Annotated in this window: 16 protein-coding genes; 4 read left to right on the top strand and 12 right to left on the bottom strand. The window is 63.7% G+C overall.

Annotated elements, in window-relative coordinates; genetic code table 11:
* Nucleotides 1-79 precede the first annotated feature (79 nt).
* From panB to glpK, 3 genes are all read left to right on the top strand, one after another.
* Nucleotides 80-910: a 3-methyl-2-oxobutanoate hydroxymethyltransferase gene (gene panB / locus AQUI_RS0106300; RefSeq protein ID WP_027256749.1), complete on the top strand. Its 831-nt coding sequence runs from the start codon at nt 80-82 to the stop codon at nt 908-910.
* Nucleotides 911-918: 8 nt separating this feature from the next.
* Nucleotides 919-1,779, top strand: coding sequence for a pantoate--beta-alanine ligase (panC, locus tag AQUI_RS0106295; protein WP_027256748.1), 861 nt, complete (start codon nt 919-921; stop codon nt 1,777-1,779).
* 67 nt (nt 1,780-1,846) lie between these two features.
* Nucleotides 1,847-3,337: a glycerol kinase GlpK gene (glpK, locus tag AQUI_RS0106290; RefSeq protein WP_027256747.1), complete on the top strand. Its 1,491-nt coding sequence runs from the start codon at nt 1,847-1,849 to the stop codon at nt 3,335-3,337.
* A gap of 242 nt (nt 3,338-3,579) precedes the next feature.
* Here the strand turns inward: glpK and AQUI_RS0106285 are convergent, their stop codons facing one another.
* From AQUI_RS0106285 to AQUI_RS0106230, 12 genes are all read right to left on the bottom strand, one after another.
* Nucleotides 3,580-4,836 (bottom strand): flavin-dependent oxidoreductase, encoded by a 1,257-nt coding sequence (locus tag AQUI_RS0106285; protein ID WP_027256746.1) that lies wholly within the window; start codon nt 4,834-4,836, stop codon nt 3,580-3,582.
* A 78-nt stretch (nt 4,837-4,914) separates the two neighbouring features.
* Nucleotides 4,915-5,457: an isopentenyl-diphosphate Delta-isomerase gene (idi, locus tag AQUI_RS0106280; RefSeq protein WP_027256745.1), complete on the bottom strand. Its 543-nt coding sequence runs from the start codon at nt 5,455-5,457 to the stop codon at nt 4,915-4,917.
* A gap of 151 nt (nt 5,458-5,608) precedes the next feature.
* Nucleotides 5,609-6,070: a c-type cytochrome gene (locus AQUI_RS0106275; protein ID WP_027256744.1), complete on the bottom strand. Its 462-nt coding sequence runs from the start codon at nt 6,068-6,070 to the stop codon at nt 5,609-5,611.
* Between the two features lie 109 nt (nt 6,071-6,179).
* Nucleotides 6,180-7,202: a P1 family peptidase gene (locus tag AQUI_RS0106270; protein WP_027256743.1), complete on the bottom strand. Its 1,023-nt coding sequence runs from the start codon at nt 7,200-7,202 to the stop codon at nt 6,180-6,182.
* A 147-nt stretch (nt 7,203-7,349) separates the two neighbouring features.
* Complete coding sequence (locus AQUI_RS0106265; protein ID WP_027256742.1) at nt 7,350-7,703, bottom strand: cupin domain-containing protein; 354 nt, start codon at nt 7,701-7,703, stop codon at nt 7,350-7,352.
* Nucleotides 7,700-8,446: an SDR family oxidoreductase gene (locus AQUI_RS0106260; RefSeq protein ID WP_027256741.1), complete on the bottom strand. Its 747-nt coding sequence runs from the start codon at nt 8,444-8,446 to the stop codon at nt 7,700-7,702. Before AQUI_RS0106260 ends, AQUI_RS0106265 begins: the two co-directional genes overlap by 4 nt.
* A 66-nt stretch (nt 8,447-8,512) precedes the next feature.
* Complete coding sequence (gene arfB / locus AQUI_RS0106255) at nt 8,513-8,932, bottom strand: alternative ribosome rescue aminoacyl-tRNA hydrolase ArfB (RefSeq protein ID WP_027256740.1); 420 nt, start codon at nt 8,930-8,932, stop codon at nt 8,513-8,515.
* A gap of 246 nt (nt 8,933-9,178) precedes the next feature.
* Complete coding sequence (locus AQUI_RS0106250) at nt 9,179-9,814, bottom strand: queuosine precursor transporter (protein ID WP_027256739.1); 636 nt, start codon at nt 9,812-9,814, stop codon at nt 9,179-9,181.
* Nucleotides 9,815-9,994: 180 nt separating this feature from the next.
* Nucleotides 9,995-10,909 (bottom strand): esterase-like activity of phytase family protein, encoded by a 915-nt coding sequence (locus tag AQUI_RS0106245; RefSeq protein ID WP_027256738.1) that lies wholly within the window; start codon nt 10,907-10,909, stop codon nt 9,995-9,997.
* Nucleotides 10,882-11,751, bottom strand: a complete 870-nt coding sequence (gene mepA, locus AQUI_RS0106240) for a penicillin-insensitive murein endopeptidase (protein WP_027256737.1) — start codon at nt 11,749-11,751, stop codon at nt 10,882-10,884. Before mepA ends, AQUI_RS0106245 begins: the two co-directional genes overlap by 28 nt.
* Nucleotides 11,748-13,145 carry an MFS transporter gene (locus tag AQUI_RS0106235; RefSeq protein ID WP_281172026.1) on the bottom strand — a complete coding sequence of 466 codons (1,398 nt, stop codon included), beginning with the start codon at nt 13,143-13,145 and terminating at the stop codon, nt 11,748-11,750. The genes mepA and AQUI_RS0106235 overlap by 4 nt, the downstream gene beginning before the upstream one ends.
* Nucleotides 13,146-13,162: 17 nt before the next feature.
* Nucleotides 13,163-13,711, bottom strand: coding sequence for an acyl-CoA thioesterase (locus AQUI_RS0106230; protein WP_027256735.1), 549 nt, complete (start codon nt 13,709-13,711; stop codon nt 13,163-13,165).
* Nucleotides 13,712-13,844: 133 nt separating this feature from the next.
* Here AQUI_RS0106230 and AQUI_RS0106225 point away from each other — a divergent pair, with 133 nt between their 5' ends.
* Nucleotides 13,845-14,132 (top strand): YggT family protein, encoded by a 288-nt coding sequence (locus tag AQUI_RS0106225; RefSeq protein WP_027256734.1) that lies wholly within the window; start codon nt 13,845-13,847, stop codon nt 14,130-14,132.
* Nucleotides 14,133-14,207: the final 75 nt, after the last annotated feature.

Raw genomic sequence — 14,207 nt, 5'->3', positions numbered from 1 at the left:
CCGGGCGGCATTTCGCGCACTGGAAGCACGCGGCGTTAATTGGTAATCCGGGCGCTATTCGAACTGCGGACAGGAAGCCATGAGCGCAACAGCCAAGAAACAGGCGCCCAACGCCGAAGACATCCGGGCCCGCAAGGGCAGCACCCCGTTGGTGAGCCTGACGGCCTATACCACGCCGATGGCGCGGCTGATGGACAAGCATTGCGATTTTGTGCTGGTCGGCGACAGCGTCGGCATGGTGCTGCACGGGCTGACTTCGACCCTGGGTGTCACCATGGAGATGATGATCCTGCACGGCCAGGCGGTGGCGCGCGGCCTGGAACAGGCGATGCTGGTCATCGACATGCCCTTTGCCGCATACGAGGAAAGCCCGCAGCAAGCCTTCCGCAATGCCGCCCGGCTGATGGCGGAAACCGGCTGCGCCGCGGTCAAGCTGGAGGGCGGCGTCGAGATGGCAGAGACCATCCGCTTCCTGGTCAAGCGCGGCATCCCGGTGATGGCGCATATCGGCTTGACGCCGCAGTCGATCAACACCCTGGGCGGCTACAAGGTGCAGGGCCGCGATACGCAGGCAGAGGCCGTGCTGGCGGATGCCCGCGCGGTGGCCGACGCCGGGGCGTTTTCGGTGGTGCTGGAGAAGGTGCCGCAGAAACTGGCCGACAAGATCACCGCCGAGGTCGCGATTCCCACCATCGGCATCGGTGCCAGTGCCGGCTGCGACGGGCAGATCCTGGTGGTTGACGACATGCTGGGCTTCTTCACCGCCTTCAAACCGAAATTCGTGAAACGCTACGCTGACCTTGGCCCGCTGGCCGAAGCAGGCATCGCCGAATACGCTGCTGAAGTGCGGGCGCGCTCTTTCCCTGCGGCAGAGCATGTGTTTGCCGATCAGGCGCCTTCCAAAGGATGACCTCCGAAATGACTGCTCCGATCCTGCGCCGCCTGTCTGATTTGCGCGCCAAGACAGCCGAATGGCGCCGAGCCGGCGAAACCATCGGGTTGGTGCCGACCATGGGTGCGCTGCATGCGGGCCATCTGTCGCTGGCCGAAGCGGCCAAACAGGCCTGCGACCGGGTGATCGTGACAATCTTCGTGAATCCAAAGCAGTTCAACAAGCCGGAAGATCTGGAGAATTATCCCCGGACCGAAACTGACGACGCGCAAAAGCTCGCCCATCTGGGGGTTGATCTGATCTATGTTCCGGACCCGGACCAGATCTACCCGGACGGCTATGCCACCAACGTCCTGGTCGGCGGCAGCATCACGGACGTGATGGAAGGCCCCTTCCGCCCAGGCCATTTCGACGGAGTGGCAACGGTGGTCGCCAAGCTGTTCCTGCAGACCAGCGCCGACAAAGCGTTCTTTGGCCAGAAGGACTACCAGCAGCTGATGGTGGTGACCCGCATGGCGCGGGATCTGGACATCCCGATCGAGGTGGTCGGCTGTCCAACCGTGCGGGAAGCTTCCGGGCTGGCGATGTCCTCGCGCAATCTGCTGCTGCCAAAGGACGGGCTGGCCAAGGCCGCGGCGCTGAATGCGGCAATGCGCGAGGCCGCCGTCAAGGCTTCGGCGGGAAGCCCCTGGGCACCGCTTGAGGCCGCCGCGCGCCAGGCGCTGGCAGAGGCGGGATTCGGCGACGTGGAATATTTCGACCTGCGCTGCGCCGAAACGCTGGAGGCGCTGGACACTCCAACCCGTCCTGCTCGCCTGCTGGCGGCGGCCTGGATGGATGGCATCCGTCTGATCGACAATATCGAAGTCTTGAAACTAAATTATTAGTAGGGGCTGGTAGCGGTAGCACCTTTGCGTTTATTGTCCCCGGTCAGAGGAGACTGGAGGGCAGCCGATGACCTATATTCTGGCAATTGATCAGGGCACCACGTCGACCCGGGCAATCCTGTTTGATGCGGGAATGCGGGTCGCGGGCACCGCGCAGCAGGAGTTCACCCAGCATTACCCGCAGGCGGGCTGGGTGGAGCATGACCCGGAAGAGATCTGGGGGACCACCGTCGCCGTCTGCCGCAAGGTGATGGCAGAGCTGGATGTCTCTGCCGCGGACATCGCGGGTATTGGCATCACCAACCAACGCGAAACCACGGTGGTCTGGGACAAATCCAGCGGCAAGGCGATTCACAATGCCATCGTCTGGCAGGACCGCCGCACCGCCGCCATCTGCGAAGAACTGCGCAAGGCAGGCCACGAGGAGATGGTGGCCGACCGCACCGGGCTGCTGCTTGATCCCTATTTCTCCGGCACCAAGGTGAAATGGATCCTCGACACCGTTCCGGGCGCCCGGGAGCGGTCCGCTGCGGGCGATCTGCTGTTCGGGACGGTGGACAGCTTCCTGATCTGGCGCCTGACCGGCGGAGCCTCCCACGTGACGGACGCGACGAATGCCGCGCGCACGCTTATGTATGACATCCGCAAAGGCCGCTGGAGCCGCACCATCAGCGACTTGCTGGACGTGCCGCAGCAGATGCTGCCGGAGGTGAAGGACAGTGCCGCGGAGTTCGGCACCACTGATCCGGAAATCCTGGGCGGCGCGATCCCGATCCTGGGCGTGGCCGGCGACCAGCAGGCGGCCACCATCGGCCAGGCCTGTTTCCAGCCGGGGATGATGAAATCCACCTATGGAACCGGTTGCTTTGCGCTGCTGAACACCGGGGACGCGCCCGTGGTGTCGAAAAACCGGATGCTGACCACCATCGCCTATCAGCTGGACGGCAAGCCGACCTATGCGCTGGAAGGCTCGATCTTCATCGCTGGCGCTGCGGTACAATGGCTGCGTGACGGGCTGGGCATCATCGAAGAGGCGTCGCAGTCGGGCGAGCTGGCGCTGCGGACCGATCCGGGCCAGGATGTGATCCTGGTGCCTGCCTTCACCGGCCTTGGCGCGCCTTTTTGGGAGCCGGAATGCCGCGGCGGCATGTTCGGCCTGACCCGCAATTCCGGCCCGGCGGAATTTGCCCGCGCTGCGCTGCAAAGCGTCGCCTACCAGACCCGCGATCTGTGGGAGGCGATGCGCGCCGACTGGGAGGACGACAGCCACCACACCGTGACCCTGCGCGTCGATGGCGGCATGAGCGCCAGCGACTGGACCATGCAAAGCCTATCGGACATCCTGGGTGCCGCCGTCGACCGCCCGGTGATGCAGGAAACCACAGCACTTGGCGCCGCCTGGCTGGCGGGCATGCGGGCCGGGATCTATCCGGACCAGACGGGGTTTGCCGACACCTGGAAGCTTGACCGCCAGTTCGCGCCGCTGATGCAGCCCGCGGCGCGTGAGGCCGCCTATGCCCGCTGGCAGCGCGCGGTGCAGGCGGTGATTGGCGTGTAATCACAGGGGCAGGGCGGGGGCTCCCGCCTGTTCTGCCGCATTCGCAGAATGCGCCTTACAGTTGGGTGTGGCGCCGCGCATAGCGCGGCGTTCTCTTGTTGCTGAGAAGCGGTTTAAGGGCAGGCCTGCCCTTAGACGCGCCTAGCCGAGTGTGTGACCGGCCTTCTGCGCGTCAAGGGTGAACTGTGCCTGCGGCACGGCGGCTGTGCCGCCCTTGACCCGCGGCGGACCGCGGGCGTGCCCTAGCTGACGCGGGCGCCTGCCGGGATGGTTGGGGCGCGCGCGTTCAGCTCCTCGATGGAGAAGCCCGCAATGGACTTGTATTTGGCGGCATGGGCGGCCAGTTCCGCCTGCGGAATCACCTCGCTGATGTTCTGGAATTCGCCACCGCAGAGGTCCTCGACCCGCTGCAGCACCCCGTCCGGTCCGCCGCCAGCGCGGTTTGCCAGGCCTACAGCCGTCGTCACTGGGCGCACTTCTGCTTCATAGGCTTGCAGAGCGCCAGCGTTCTCCCCGTGTTTCAGCAGCTGTGCGCCGATCACCCGCGCGTCGATGATGGCCTGGCTGGCGCCGTTGGAGCCCACCGGGTAAGTCGGATGCGCGGCGTCGCCCATCAGGGTCACACTGCCGATCGTCCAGCACTCCAGCGGGTTGCGGTCCACCATAGGGTATTCATAGACCGCCCCGGCACCGCGGATCAGGGCGGGCACGTCGATCCAATCAAACCGCCAGGCTTCGAAATCGGGCAGGAACTCAGTGATGTCAGCGGGCCGGTTCCAGTCTTCCCGGCGCCAGGGGGCGGAAGGGTCAAAGCGCTTCTCCGCAATCCAGTTCATGGTGACGCGGCCGCCGGCATCCGGCGCCGAGATCGGGTAGGCCACCAGCCGCAGGTGATCGTGACCGATCATTGCCATCGCCGCGCCGCCCTTGAAGGCGGGCGCCCGGATAGTTGCGCGCCACAGGATGCGGCCGTTCCAGATCGGCGCGCCCTCATCGGGCACCATTTGCGCGCGCAGGGCGGAATGGATGCCATCCGCGCCGATCACCAGCGATCCTTCGATCCGCCGCCCGTCTGCCAGCAGCAGCGCGGCATCTTTTGCCGCATTCTCAAACCCTGCCGCCCGTGCGCCGGTTTCAAAACAGTCCGTCCCGGCACGTTCTGCCAGTGCGCGGTAGAGCATCATCTGCAGTTCTCCGCGGTGTACCGAATACTGCGGCCAAGCATAGCCAGCGCGGGTGCCGCGCGGCTCCTCCCAGATCGTTTTGCCGAGTTTGCTGTAAAACCCCAGCTGCCGGGTCGGGACACCAATGGAGTCCAGCTCCGCCTCCAGCCCCAAATCAAACAGCTCCCGCACCGCGTTGGGCTGCAGGTTGATACCAACACCCATCGGTTTCAGCGCGCGCGCGGCCTCATAAATTTGAAAGGGAACCCCGATCTGATGCAAAGTCAGCCCCAGCGTCAGCCCCGCAATGCCGCCGCCTGCGATGAGGATGGGCATAATAAGTACACTCCCTAATTGCGCGCACAGATAACCATGGCGCGCAGGGCGGGGCAAGCTGGCAGAAAGAGTAAGCGGTCAGCGTCGGCCGCCGATGATCAGGTCGGGGCCAAAGATCACATCGGCATAATTGTGCAGATAGATTTTCAGCCAGGGCGTGAACCGTTCCGGGTGACGGCTGACTTCGGCCAGAAGGTCATGGTAATCGACCCAGCGGGTCTCCATCACTTCGTCCGGGTTGGGGGTGATGTTCAAGGGGCGGTGCGCATGGGCCAGGAACACATCCACGGCTTCATGCTCGACCAGGCCATTTCCGACATCGGCGCGGTATTCCAGGTGGTGGCGGAACTCAGGATAGAGGCCCGTCAGGCCCAGCTCCTCCTGCATCCGCCGCACGGCACAAGCGGAGGGCTGCTCGTCCCACATCGGGTGGGTGCAGCAGGTGTTCGCCCACAGGCCAGGCGTGTGGTACTTGCCCATCGCCCGGCGCTGCATCAGGATTTCCACGCCTTTCACCACAAAGACGGATACCGCCTTGTGCTTCAGCCCGCGCTCATGCGCAGCGAGCTTGTCAACCGGTGTCAAATCGCCGTTCACCCAGGCGGGGATCATGTGGCTCATGCTGTGTCCGTGACGGTTTCCCTGACCGGCCTGCCGCAATTGCGATGGCCTGGCTCCTACCGCTAACGTCTGCGGGTTGCGAAAGCAATTACGCGAAAAGCCGCGGCGAAAATGCCGCGGCTTTGTGGCCGTGCTGCCGGAAAGTCCGGCCTTACTCGGAAGCGGCTTCTGCGTTTTCTTCAGCGGCGGGTTCTTCAGCCGGGGCCGGGCCGTGGCTGGCCAGGAAAGCAAAGATATCCTCACCGCCCTTCTTCAGACGGAAGGACATCTTCGATTTGGCTTTGGCGTTGCCGGTTTCAGCCTGCAGGAATTTCTTGGGATCGGTGGTGAAGCCGACGAATTTCGCTTCGTCCCAGACCAGTCCGGCTTCGCCCGCCGCAATCAGGTCCTTGCTGTACTTGAAGCCCTCGACGCTGCCTGCGGTGCGCCCGGCGACCCCCCACAGGTTGGGGCCGGTCTTGCCGCCCTTGACGATCACGTCGCCGTCATCCGAGACGACCATGTGGCAAGATTTGCACTTGTTGAACCCCTTCTCGCCGGCTTCGAGGTCGCCTTCGGCAAAGGCGGGGGCGGCGAGGAGGCCGAAAATGGCGGCTGTTACGAGAGGCTTCATATTGCTTGCTCCGGTTTTGAGATGGCACGTGTGACTCATGATCCAATAGCCCGCAGTGTCAACCGGCAGTTTGACGCGCATCAAAGTTCCGGCAGGAAGCTGCGGCAATTCAAGGCGCTGACCAGCAGGGCAGCAGGTCTCCGGGTTCCGGGCGGGCGTTTGAGATGGCGCGCGCAATGGCGCGGCTGAGGCACAGGGCAGCGGCATGGCAGACCGGTCCAAGGTCTGCGTCCGGGTTTTCCAAGGCGCGGGCGCCGGTGCTGGCGGCAAAGACCAGATCGCCGTCGCCGGGCGCGTGGGCGGGGACAATGGCGCGGCTGATGCCGTCATGGGCGGCGGTGGCCAGCCGCTGGCACTGCGCCTTGCTGAGTGCGGCATCTGCGGCGACGATGGCGATGGTGGTATTGGCGCGCTCTGCCGGCAAAGGGGCATTGCCCAGCTTCTGCATGGCAGCCAGTTTGCGGCTCTCCGGACTGCGGCCCAGCCCGGCGGAGGGATCCGGGCCCAATCCGCCGAATTCATCTCCAATTTCAAACGGCGCCGCCCAGAAATGCCGCTCACCCGGTGTGGTGACGGCGCCCAGCGGGTTGGCGGCCACCAGCGCGCCCACGGTCACGCCGCTGTCCAGCACCAGCGAGGCCGACCCCAGCCCGCCCTTTACCATCGCGGTCAGCGCGCCGGTGCCTGCGCCGGCAGTGCCAAGATCAAACGCCTCTGCAGCGTTTTCAAACGCCGCCCGGCCCAGGTCGCAGTAGGGATTTTCCTTCCATGCTTTATCTCCGCCGTTCAGCAGGTCAAACAGGATCGCGCCCGGCACCAGCGGCACCCGCGCCGGCCCAACCGGAAAGCCGCGGCCCTGACTGTGCAGCGCGTCCATCACCCCAGAACAGGCATCAAGACCAAAGGCAGAGCCGCCGGACAGCACAAGCGCGTCAATCTTAGCGACTGATTTATCCGGCGCCAGCAAGTCGGTTTCCCGCGTCCCCGGTGCGCCGCCCATCACATGCACAGATGCGGTGAAGGGCTGATCCGCCGTCAGCACTGTGGCGCCGGATTTCAGCGCGCTGTCCTGCGCATTGCCAACTAGGATGCCGGGCACATCGGTGATCAGATTTCGAGGGCCGGGTAGCATAACGGGCAGTCCTTTGTTTGGCCGATGCCCGCTGTTGCGGGCTGCCTGCGGCGGGGGTGAGGCCTGTCTTGGAAACCCTCCGGGGGAGGGTTTCAAGGCCGAACGGGCGGAGCCCGGAAAAAGATGAAAGAGCCGGTTTCAAGCCGCCTATATCTGCGGCTTGGGCGCTGCAGTTGCCGGATCGCCGGTGTTCGGCTCGCCCTTCGGTTCGATAAGCAGCACCTTGCATTCCTGATCGGCGCGGGGGCGGTGGCTGACGCCCTTGGGCACCACAAACAACTCGCCCGAGCGGATGGTCTGCGGCGGTTCGCCTTCGATATCCATCACCATTTCACCTTCCAGAACCAGGAAAAAATCATCGGTATCCGGATGGTGGTGAAAGGGAAAATCACCCTCGAATTTCACCACCATCACGTCATTGCCATTATAGTCCGCCACCACATGCGGGTCCCAATGGGTTGAAAACATTTCCAGTTTCTCTGCCAAGTTCACAGTTTTCATATGCAGCGTCCTCCGTCTACTTCCATTGCCACGCCAGTTACCATGCCGGCCTCGTCCGAGCATAGGTAACAAGCTGCGTTGCCCATGTCCTCAGGCGTGGAAAACCGGCCAATGGGGATGGTGGACAGGAACTTGGCGCGCATCTCCGGGGTATCCTCGCCCATGAAGGTTTTCAACAGCGGTGTTTCCCCCGCCACCGGGTTGATCGCATTGACCCGCACGCCATGCGGCGCCAGTTCGACTGCCATGGTTTTGGTGGCGGTGATCATCCAGCCCTTGGAGGCATTGTACCAGTTGAGGTTGGGGCGGGGCGACACACCGGCGGTGGAGGCGACATTCAGGATCGCACCGGTCTGGCGGGCCTTCATATGCGGCACCAGGGCGCGGGCCGTCAGGTAGACGGATTTCATGTTCACCCCCATCACCCGGTCGAAATCATCCTCGGTGATCTCTTCCAAAGGGGCGGGAAAATGGGTGACGCCGGCATTGTTGATCAGAATGTCTAGGTGCCCGAAGGCCGCGAGCGCCGCCTTTGCCATGGCATTGACCGAGGCGCCGTCGGAGACATCCACTGTCTGGGCGATGGCGTTGCTGCCCAGCTCCGCGGCCATTTCCGCAGCTGCTGTGCCATTGATGTCGGCAATCATCACCCGGGCCCCTTCGGCCAGGAACTTGCGCGCAATTCCGGCACCAAAGCCCGAGGCGCCGCCGGTCACGATGGCGGTTCTTCCATCCAGCCGCATGGCCATATCTCCCTGCTGTTTTGCCAGCAGCATGGGCGGAGCGGGCAGCGGGTGCAATCCGCCGGATCAATCCGGGTCGATTTTACCGCGCGTCGCCTTCAATCCGCCGCGCTGTTTCTTGGCCTCGAGCCGCCGCTTAACCGAGCCGCGGGTGGGTTTGGTGGCAATGCGCCGCTTTGGCGCCACCAGTGCCTTGCGCACCAGCTCGGCCAGCCGCTCGCGCACAATTTCGCGGTTGCGCTGCTGGGACCGGGTTTCGTCGCACTGCAGGATGATCGCGCCCTCCTTGGTCCAGCGGCGCCCGGCCAGCCGTCTCAGCCGGGTTTTGACTGCGGGCGTGAGCTGAGGCGAGCGTTCGGCCTCGAACCGCAGCTCCACCGCGGTGGCCACCTTGTTCACATTCTGCCCGCCGGGGCCTGAGGCGCGGACGAAGCTTTCGGTCAGTTCCCAGTCCTGCAGGGTGATTTGCGCATTAACGTGGATCATGGCTCAGTCAGCAATCGAAAAGGGCCGTTCCCACACGCGAGAACAGCCCTTCGAGATGATAGGAGGTGCACCGGTTAGGTCAGCACCAATTCAGTCTTCTATACGCGCCAAGGGCTGCCTCGGCCGCACGCCTTCTGAACTGTTCCGGCACTGCTCTCCATAGCTTCTCTAGACAATGGGCACCTCCTTTCTGAATGTTTCGTGTGACCCCAGCCTGCCACAGATTCGGTTAATGTCAAAACAAAATCATGTGGTCTTTGCGGTCAGTTTACGCACGATGATGCGGAAAGGCACAAGGGCGGCCAAAGCGAGCGATAGTTTTACCAGCCAATCGGCCGCGGCAAGCGAGACCCACAAAGGGGCCGTAGGGCCGCTGCCTAGCAGCGGCAGCGGCTCTCCGGCCCAAGCGACATCGTTGCCGGGCTCGAGCCAGCTGAGCGCAGCTGAGAAGGCGATGGTGAAGAACAGGGCGGTGTCCACAATGGAGCCGGCCAGCGTAGACGCCAGCGGCGCGCGCCACCATTTGCCTGTCCGCAGGGCCGAGAAGACGGCGACGTCCAATAGCTGCGCGGTGAGGAAGGCAAGACCGGAGCCAAGCGCGATGCGCAGGGTCACGGCCGGATAGGTGAAGCCGTCGCCCTGCAGCATGATTTGAGTGCCGATCAGCGAGCAGGCGACCCCGGCAAGGAAACCGGCCAGCACAACCTTGCGGGCAGCTGCGGTGCCATAGACACGGTTCATCACGTCAGTGACCAGGAAAGCGATGGGATAGGTGAAGGCGCCCCAGGTCAGCCATTGGCCAAACAGGAATTGCACCAGGATGTTGGACGCCACAACGACGGCGGCCATGGCAACAATGCCGGGGATATGCGAGCGGGGCATGGGTCGGATCCGTTTTTCAAGGCCGCGGGCACATGTTCCGGCACGGCAAAAGACCGGCCCCTTTAAACCGGTCCGCACCCTGCTGCAAGCATCCTGCAGGGCAGGGGCTCCCGCCCGCGCGGGCGCATTTCAGGAAATGCCCCCTTCGGGTGGGCCCGGTGCCGCTGGCGGGGCGCGTGATCAGCGGGGCAGCGCGTATTCCACGAGTTCGGTGCGTTGAAAGGGCAGGAAATTGTCGTCCGACACCATGGTGGCGCGCAACCCTCCGATTTCATCTGCCCAGACGGACAGCCCTTCCAGATTGTCATGGGTGCCGGAACCGGTTTGCAGCAGAACGGTTTCGTTCGCCGGTCCTGCGGCGGTGATATCCCATCGCCGCAACCGGCTGCGGAAACCAAACAGAGTAAAGTCGCGCTCCAGGAGATAGAGCCGCCCATCAGGGCCGAAATCGGCATCCACCGGCAGAAATCCACCCTCAGGCGGCAGGCTGAAGGGGCGTGACCAGCGGCGGCCGTTCCAGCGCCAGACCGGGATCTGTCCGTGTTTATCCAAGGCGCGCTCGGGCAAGGTGTAAAGCCGTCCGCGGGAATCGATGGCGAGGGTTTCCAGGGATTTGTTGGGCGGCAGGCTGCGGAAGGCCTTGGGGCGCGGCAGAACCTTGGCGCGGCTACCGGGGTGCTGGTAGCGCGCCACCCGTGCGGCGCCTTCAAAGGAAATATAGCGGCTGCCGTCCGCCGCGACCGCCAGCCCTTCGCTGTCTCCGGCAAAGCCTTTGAGCGTCTTCCCGGTGGAGGCCCGCAATTCGTGCGCGCGCCGGGCAGTGATGCCTGAAATCAGCCCCTGGCTGCGCTGGATCCGGGTTGTCACCAAAGTAGCCCGGTCGCTGAGAACGGTCATTGCCGTGCCGCCGCTGCTGAGCTTCAGAGCCGAGAACCCGCCGAACCAGCGCTGGTTCAGCTTCCAAGTATAGCTGCTGAGGTGCTGCGCCTTGCCTGCCGCAGCAGCTGCGGGGCGGTTTGCCGCAAAACCCGCAGCCGCCAGCCCGCCAGTTGCGGCCAGGGCCAGGATCAGTTTGATTGCAGAACGGCGGCGCATTGCTTGGGCAGGTCCGATAGGGTGTAATCACGCCGCGGTTTAGGCTTTGGCGCGTTGGGGTCAACTGGTTTCGGCGGCGGCGGGTTCAGAATGTCATTGACCCAGCGCTGCGCATCGGTGCAGCCGTCGCCTTTGGGCGGGGCTGCCTGATCGGCGCAGCCGCGCGCACCGCGCGGGCAGGCCAGCCGCACATGGAAGTGGTAGTGATGACCCCACCAGGGCCGGATCTTGCGCAGCCAGCGGCGGTCGCCCTTTTCGTCATTGCACATCTGCACCTTGGCGCCGGGAAAGACGAAAATCCGCGCCACCCGCTTGTCCTGCGCCGCGGCTTTAAGGATCTCGTGATGAGCGCGGGTCCAGCTGGAGTTCACATAGGCGCCCTTGGCCCGGCGCATCGAGATTGAGGAGATGTTTTCCCGTGCGTTGCGGCTGAGGTTCAGCCGGTCCGGCGGCCGCATCCAGATGTCGATATCAAGGCCGATCTGATGGCTGCGGTGGCCCGACAGCATCGGCCCGCCGCGCGGCTGGCTGATGTCGCCGATGTACAGGCCTTTCCAGCCGCGCTGCTTGGCGGCAAACCGGCTGAGATCCTCAACAAAATCAATCGCTGCCGGATGCCCCCAGTTTCGGTTGCGGCTCAGCCGCATCGCCTGCCAGGTGGGGCCGGTCTCGGGCAGCTGGGCGGCGCCGGCAACGCATCCTTTGGCATAAGAGCCGAACGGCGCGGGGCGCTGCTGCGAGGCGCTGGGCTTGGCCCCGAACAGGGCCTTGGCTGGGGTTTGCGCACTTGCCGGATTAAATAACCCGGCAACCGCTAAGCATATGGCAACAAACAGTTTCAACCCTGATCTCCTTCTCCTTGAACCCAGAACAACAGTATCAAACCGATCAGAAACAGCCCGATCACCGGTGTGATCCCCAGCCGGGCGCTGCCGGTCACGGTGGTGGCCAGACCGATCAGCGCCGGCGCCAGAAACGCGGTGGCGCGTCCCGACAACCCGTAAAGGCCAAAGCTTTCGGTCGCATCCGCAGGGCTGGTGTGGCGCACCATCAGGCTGCGGCTGGCCGATTGCAGGATGCCGCCAAAGCCGCCGATCAGCATGCCGCAGCCGAAAAACACCGTGTCGGGCAGGGTAGAGCCTTCTGCCAGGGCGATGCCGAAAATCTGATGGCGCGACATGGAGACGATGATGAGGCAGACAAAGGCAAGCACCAGGATCGAGGCGATGATCACCGGTTTCGGGCCCAGCCGCCGGTCTGCCTTGCCGCCCAGCCAGCTGAAGACAGTGGCGGCAAAGGCTGCGACAATGCCGAAGATACCGATCTGGGCGATCTCCCAGCCCAGCACCAGTTTCGCGTAGACGCCGCCGAAACCGTACAGCCCGTTCAGCGCATCCCGGTAAAACATCGAAGAGCCAAGATAGGTCGCCAGGCTCAGCCGGTGGCGCAGGCTGGCAACCAGCTTGACCACCATTTGCCAGGCTTTGCCCAGGCTGGCCTTGCGCCCGGTAGCGCCGCGGTCCTGTACCCACAGAAAATAGGGGGCCATGAAGGCAGCAAACCAGACCGCGGTGAACGGGCCAACGGCACGGGTGCCCTCTTTTGCTTCGGCATCCAGTCCAAAGGCCGGGCTAAGGCCGATCAGCGTCTTGCCCGAGCTTTGCTCGACAAACAGCAGCAGCATGATGAACAGTGCAATTACCCCGCCAAGATAGCCGAATGCAAAGCCGGACCCGGAGACCGCCCCCACCTCCTCGCGGCTGGCCAGCGTTGGCAGCTGCGCGTTGACAAAGATCAGGGCAAACTCGGCACCGATGAAGCCAAAGCCGAAGCTGACCAGCATCCACCACAGGTTGCTTCCCGAAGGATCCATGTACCACAAACCCCAGGCGCCGATCAGATACATCAGTGAAAACATCATGATCCAGGGCAGGCGGCGCCCGGTGATATCGGCCAGCGCCCCCAGAAACGGCGCGCCAAAGGCAATGATCAGCCCGGTCACGGTCAGGCACATCGACCAGACGGTTTGCGCCTGCGCCTTGGCCGCCTCGCCCGCCAGCCCCTGGGTCATGAAATAATCCGCCGCCACTGCGGCAAAGAACGGGCTGAAAACAAAGGTGACCAGCAGCGTCTGATACGGCTGGCTGGCCCAGTCAAAGAACCACCATCCCCAGATCCGCTTGCGCGTGGATACCTGCTGCATGCCCGGCCTCTTATTATTGTTGCCTTCAGGTATGGCAGGCGGGCAGGGGCCTAGGCAAGCCCGTCCTGCATCGGCGGCCAGGGACGGCCGCCATCCGCTTGGCACCAGTCTTTGATCCAGCCGGGCAAATCGGGAGAGGCTTCAGCGTCTTGCCCCAATGCCTCCAACACCTTGGCCGGAGGGACAATCCCGTTTCGGTCCGTGACCGCGGTGCGCAGCATCACATGGCTGGCGCAATCGCCGTTTTTCTTCCACATGGACTGTTCGACATAGATGAAACGGTCATCCCAGCCCGCGGCGCGGCTGCGCATTTCGAACCGCTCGAACCCGCGGATGCGGCGCCGGTAGCGCACGGATGAGCCCGCCACCGTCAGGCCCCAGCGGTTTTTCTTCAGTGCGCTGATCAGTCCCGTCCGCTGCGCCAGCATGGTGCGGCCCAGATCGTACAGGGTCATGGTGCGGCCGTTATTCAGCTCCATCCACATGTCCAGATCCCAAGGCCAGCAGATGTGATGCGAGACATGCAGGCCGGTGATGTCCAGCCGTGGCATCCGGCTGGCCAGAACGGTATCCTTGGTCAGTCGGAAAAAAGGGTACATGGGCAGGGGCTCCTCATTCGCTTGTGCCCGTGATGCCACCCGTTTACAGCGCGTCAACTGCAACCTCGCGGAAGCCTTGCGCATTTCGCCGTCTCTGCTTACCTGTGAGGCTGTTCGAAAAAGGGAAAAACAGATGGTTTCGCTGTTCCAAATTCTGATGCTGATCCTGGACATTGTCTGGTTCTTCATCATTGCCCATGTGATCATGAGCTGGCTGATCAACTTCCAGGTTCTGAACCTGCACCAGCAGCTGGTGGCGCAGATCTGGTACATGCTGAACCGGGTTCTTGAGCCGTTGTACGCTCCGGTGCGCCGGATCATGCCGAACATGGGCGGTATCGACCTGGCGCCGCTGGCGGTGCTGATCGGCGTCTATGCACTGCGCATTATCCTGGTGAACAACGTCTCGGCGTTCTACTGACTTGAACGTGCCTGGGTCGGCGGCTTTCGCCGGGCTTTTGCGCGGCAGCCCTTGCTGCCCTATGCCTCCTGTGGG

Origin of the sequence: Leisingera aquimarina DSM 24565, from assembly GCF_000473165.1 — a bacterium.
In the GTDB taxonomy this organism is placed as follows: Bacteria; Pseudomonadota; Alphaproteobacteria; order Rhodobacterales; family Rhodobacteraceae; genus Leisingera; species Leisingera aquimarina.
The sequence above is the reverse complement of the archived record's forward strand: the minus strand, read 5'-3'. Positions and strand labels throughout refer to the sequence as shown.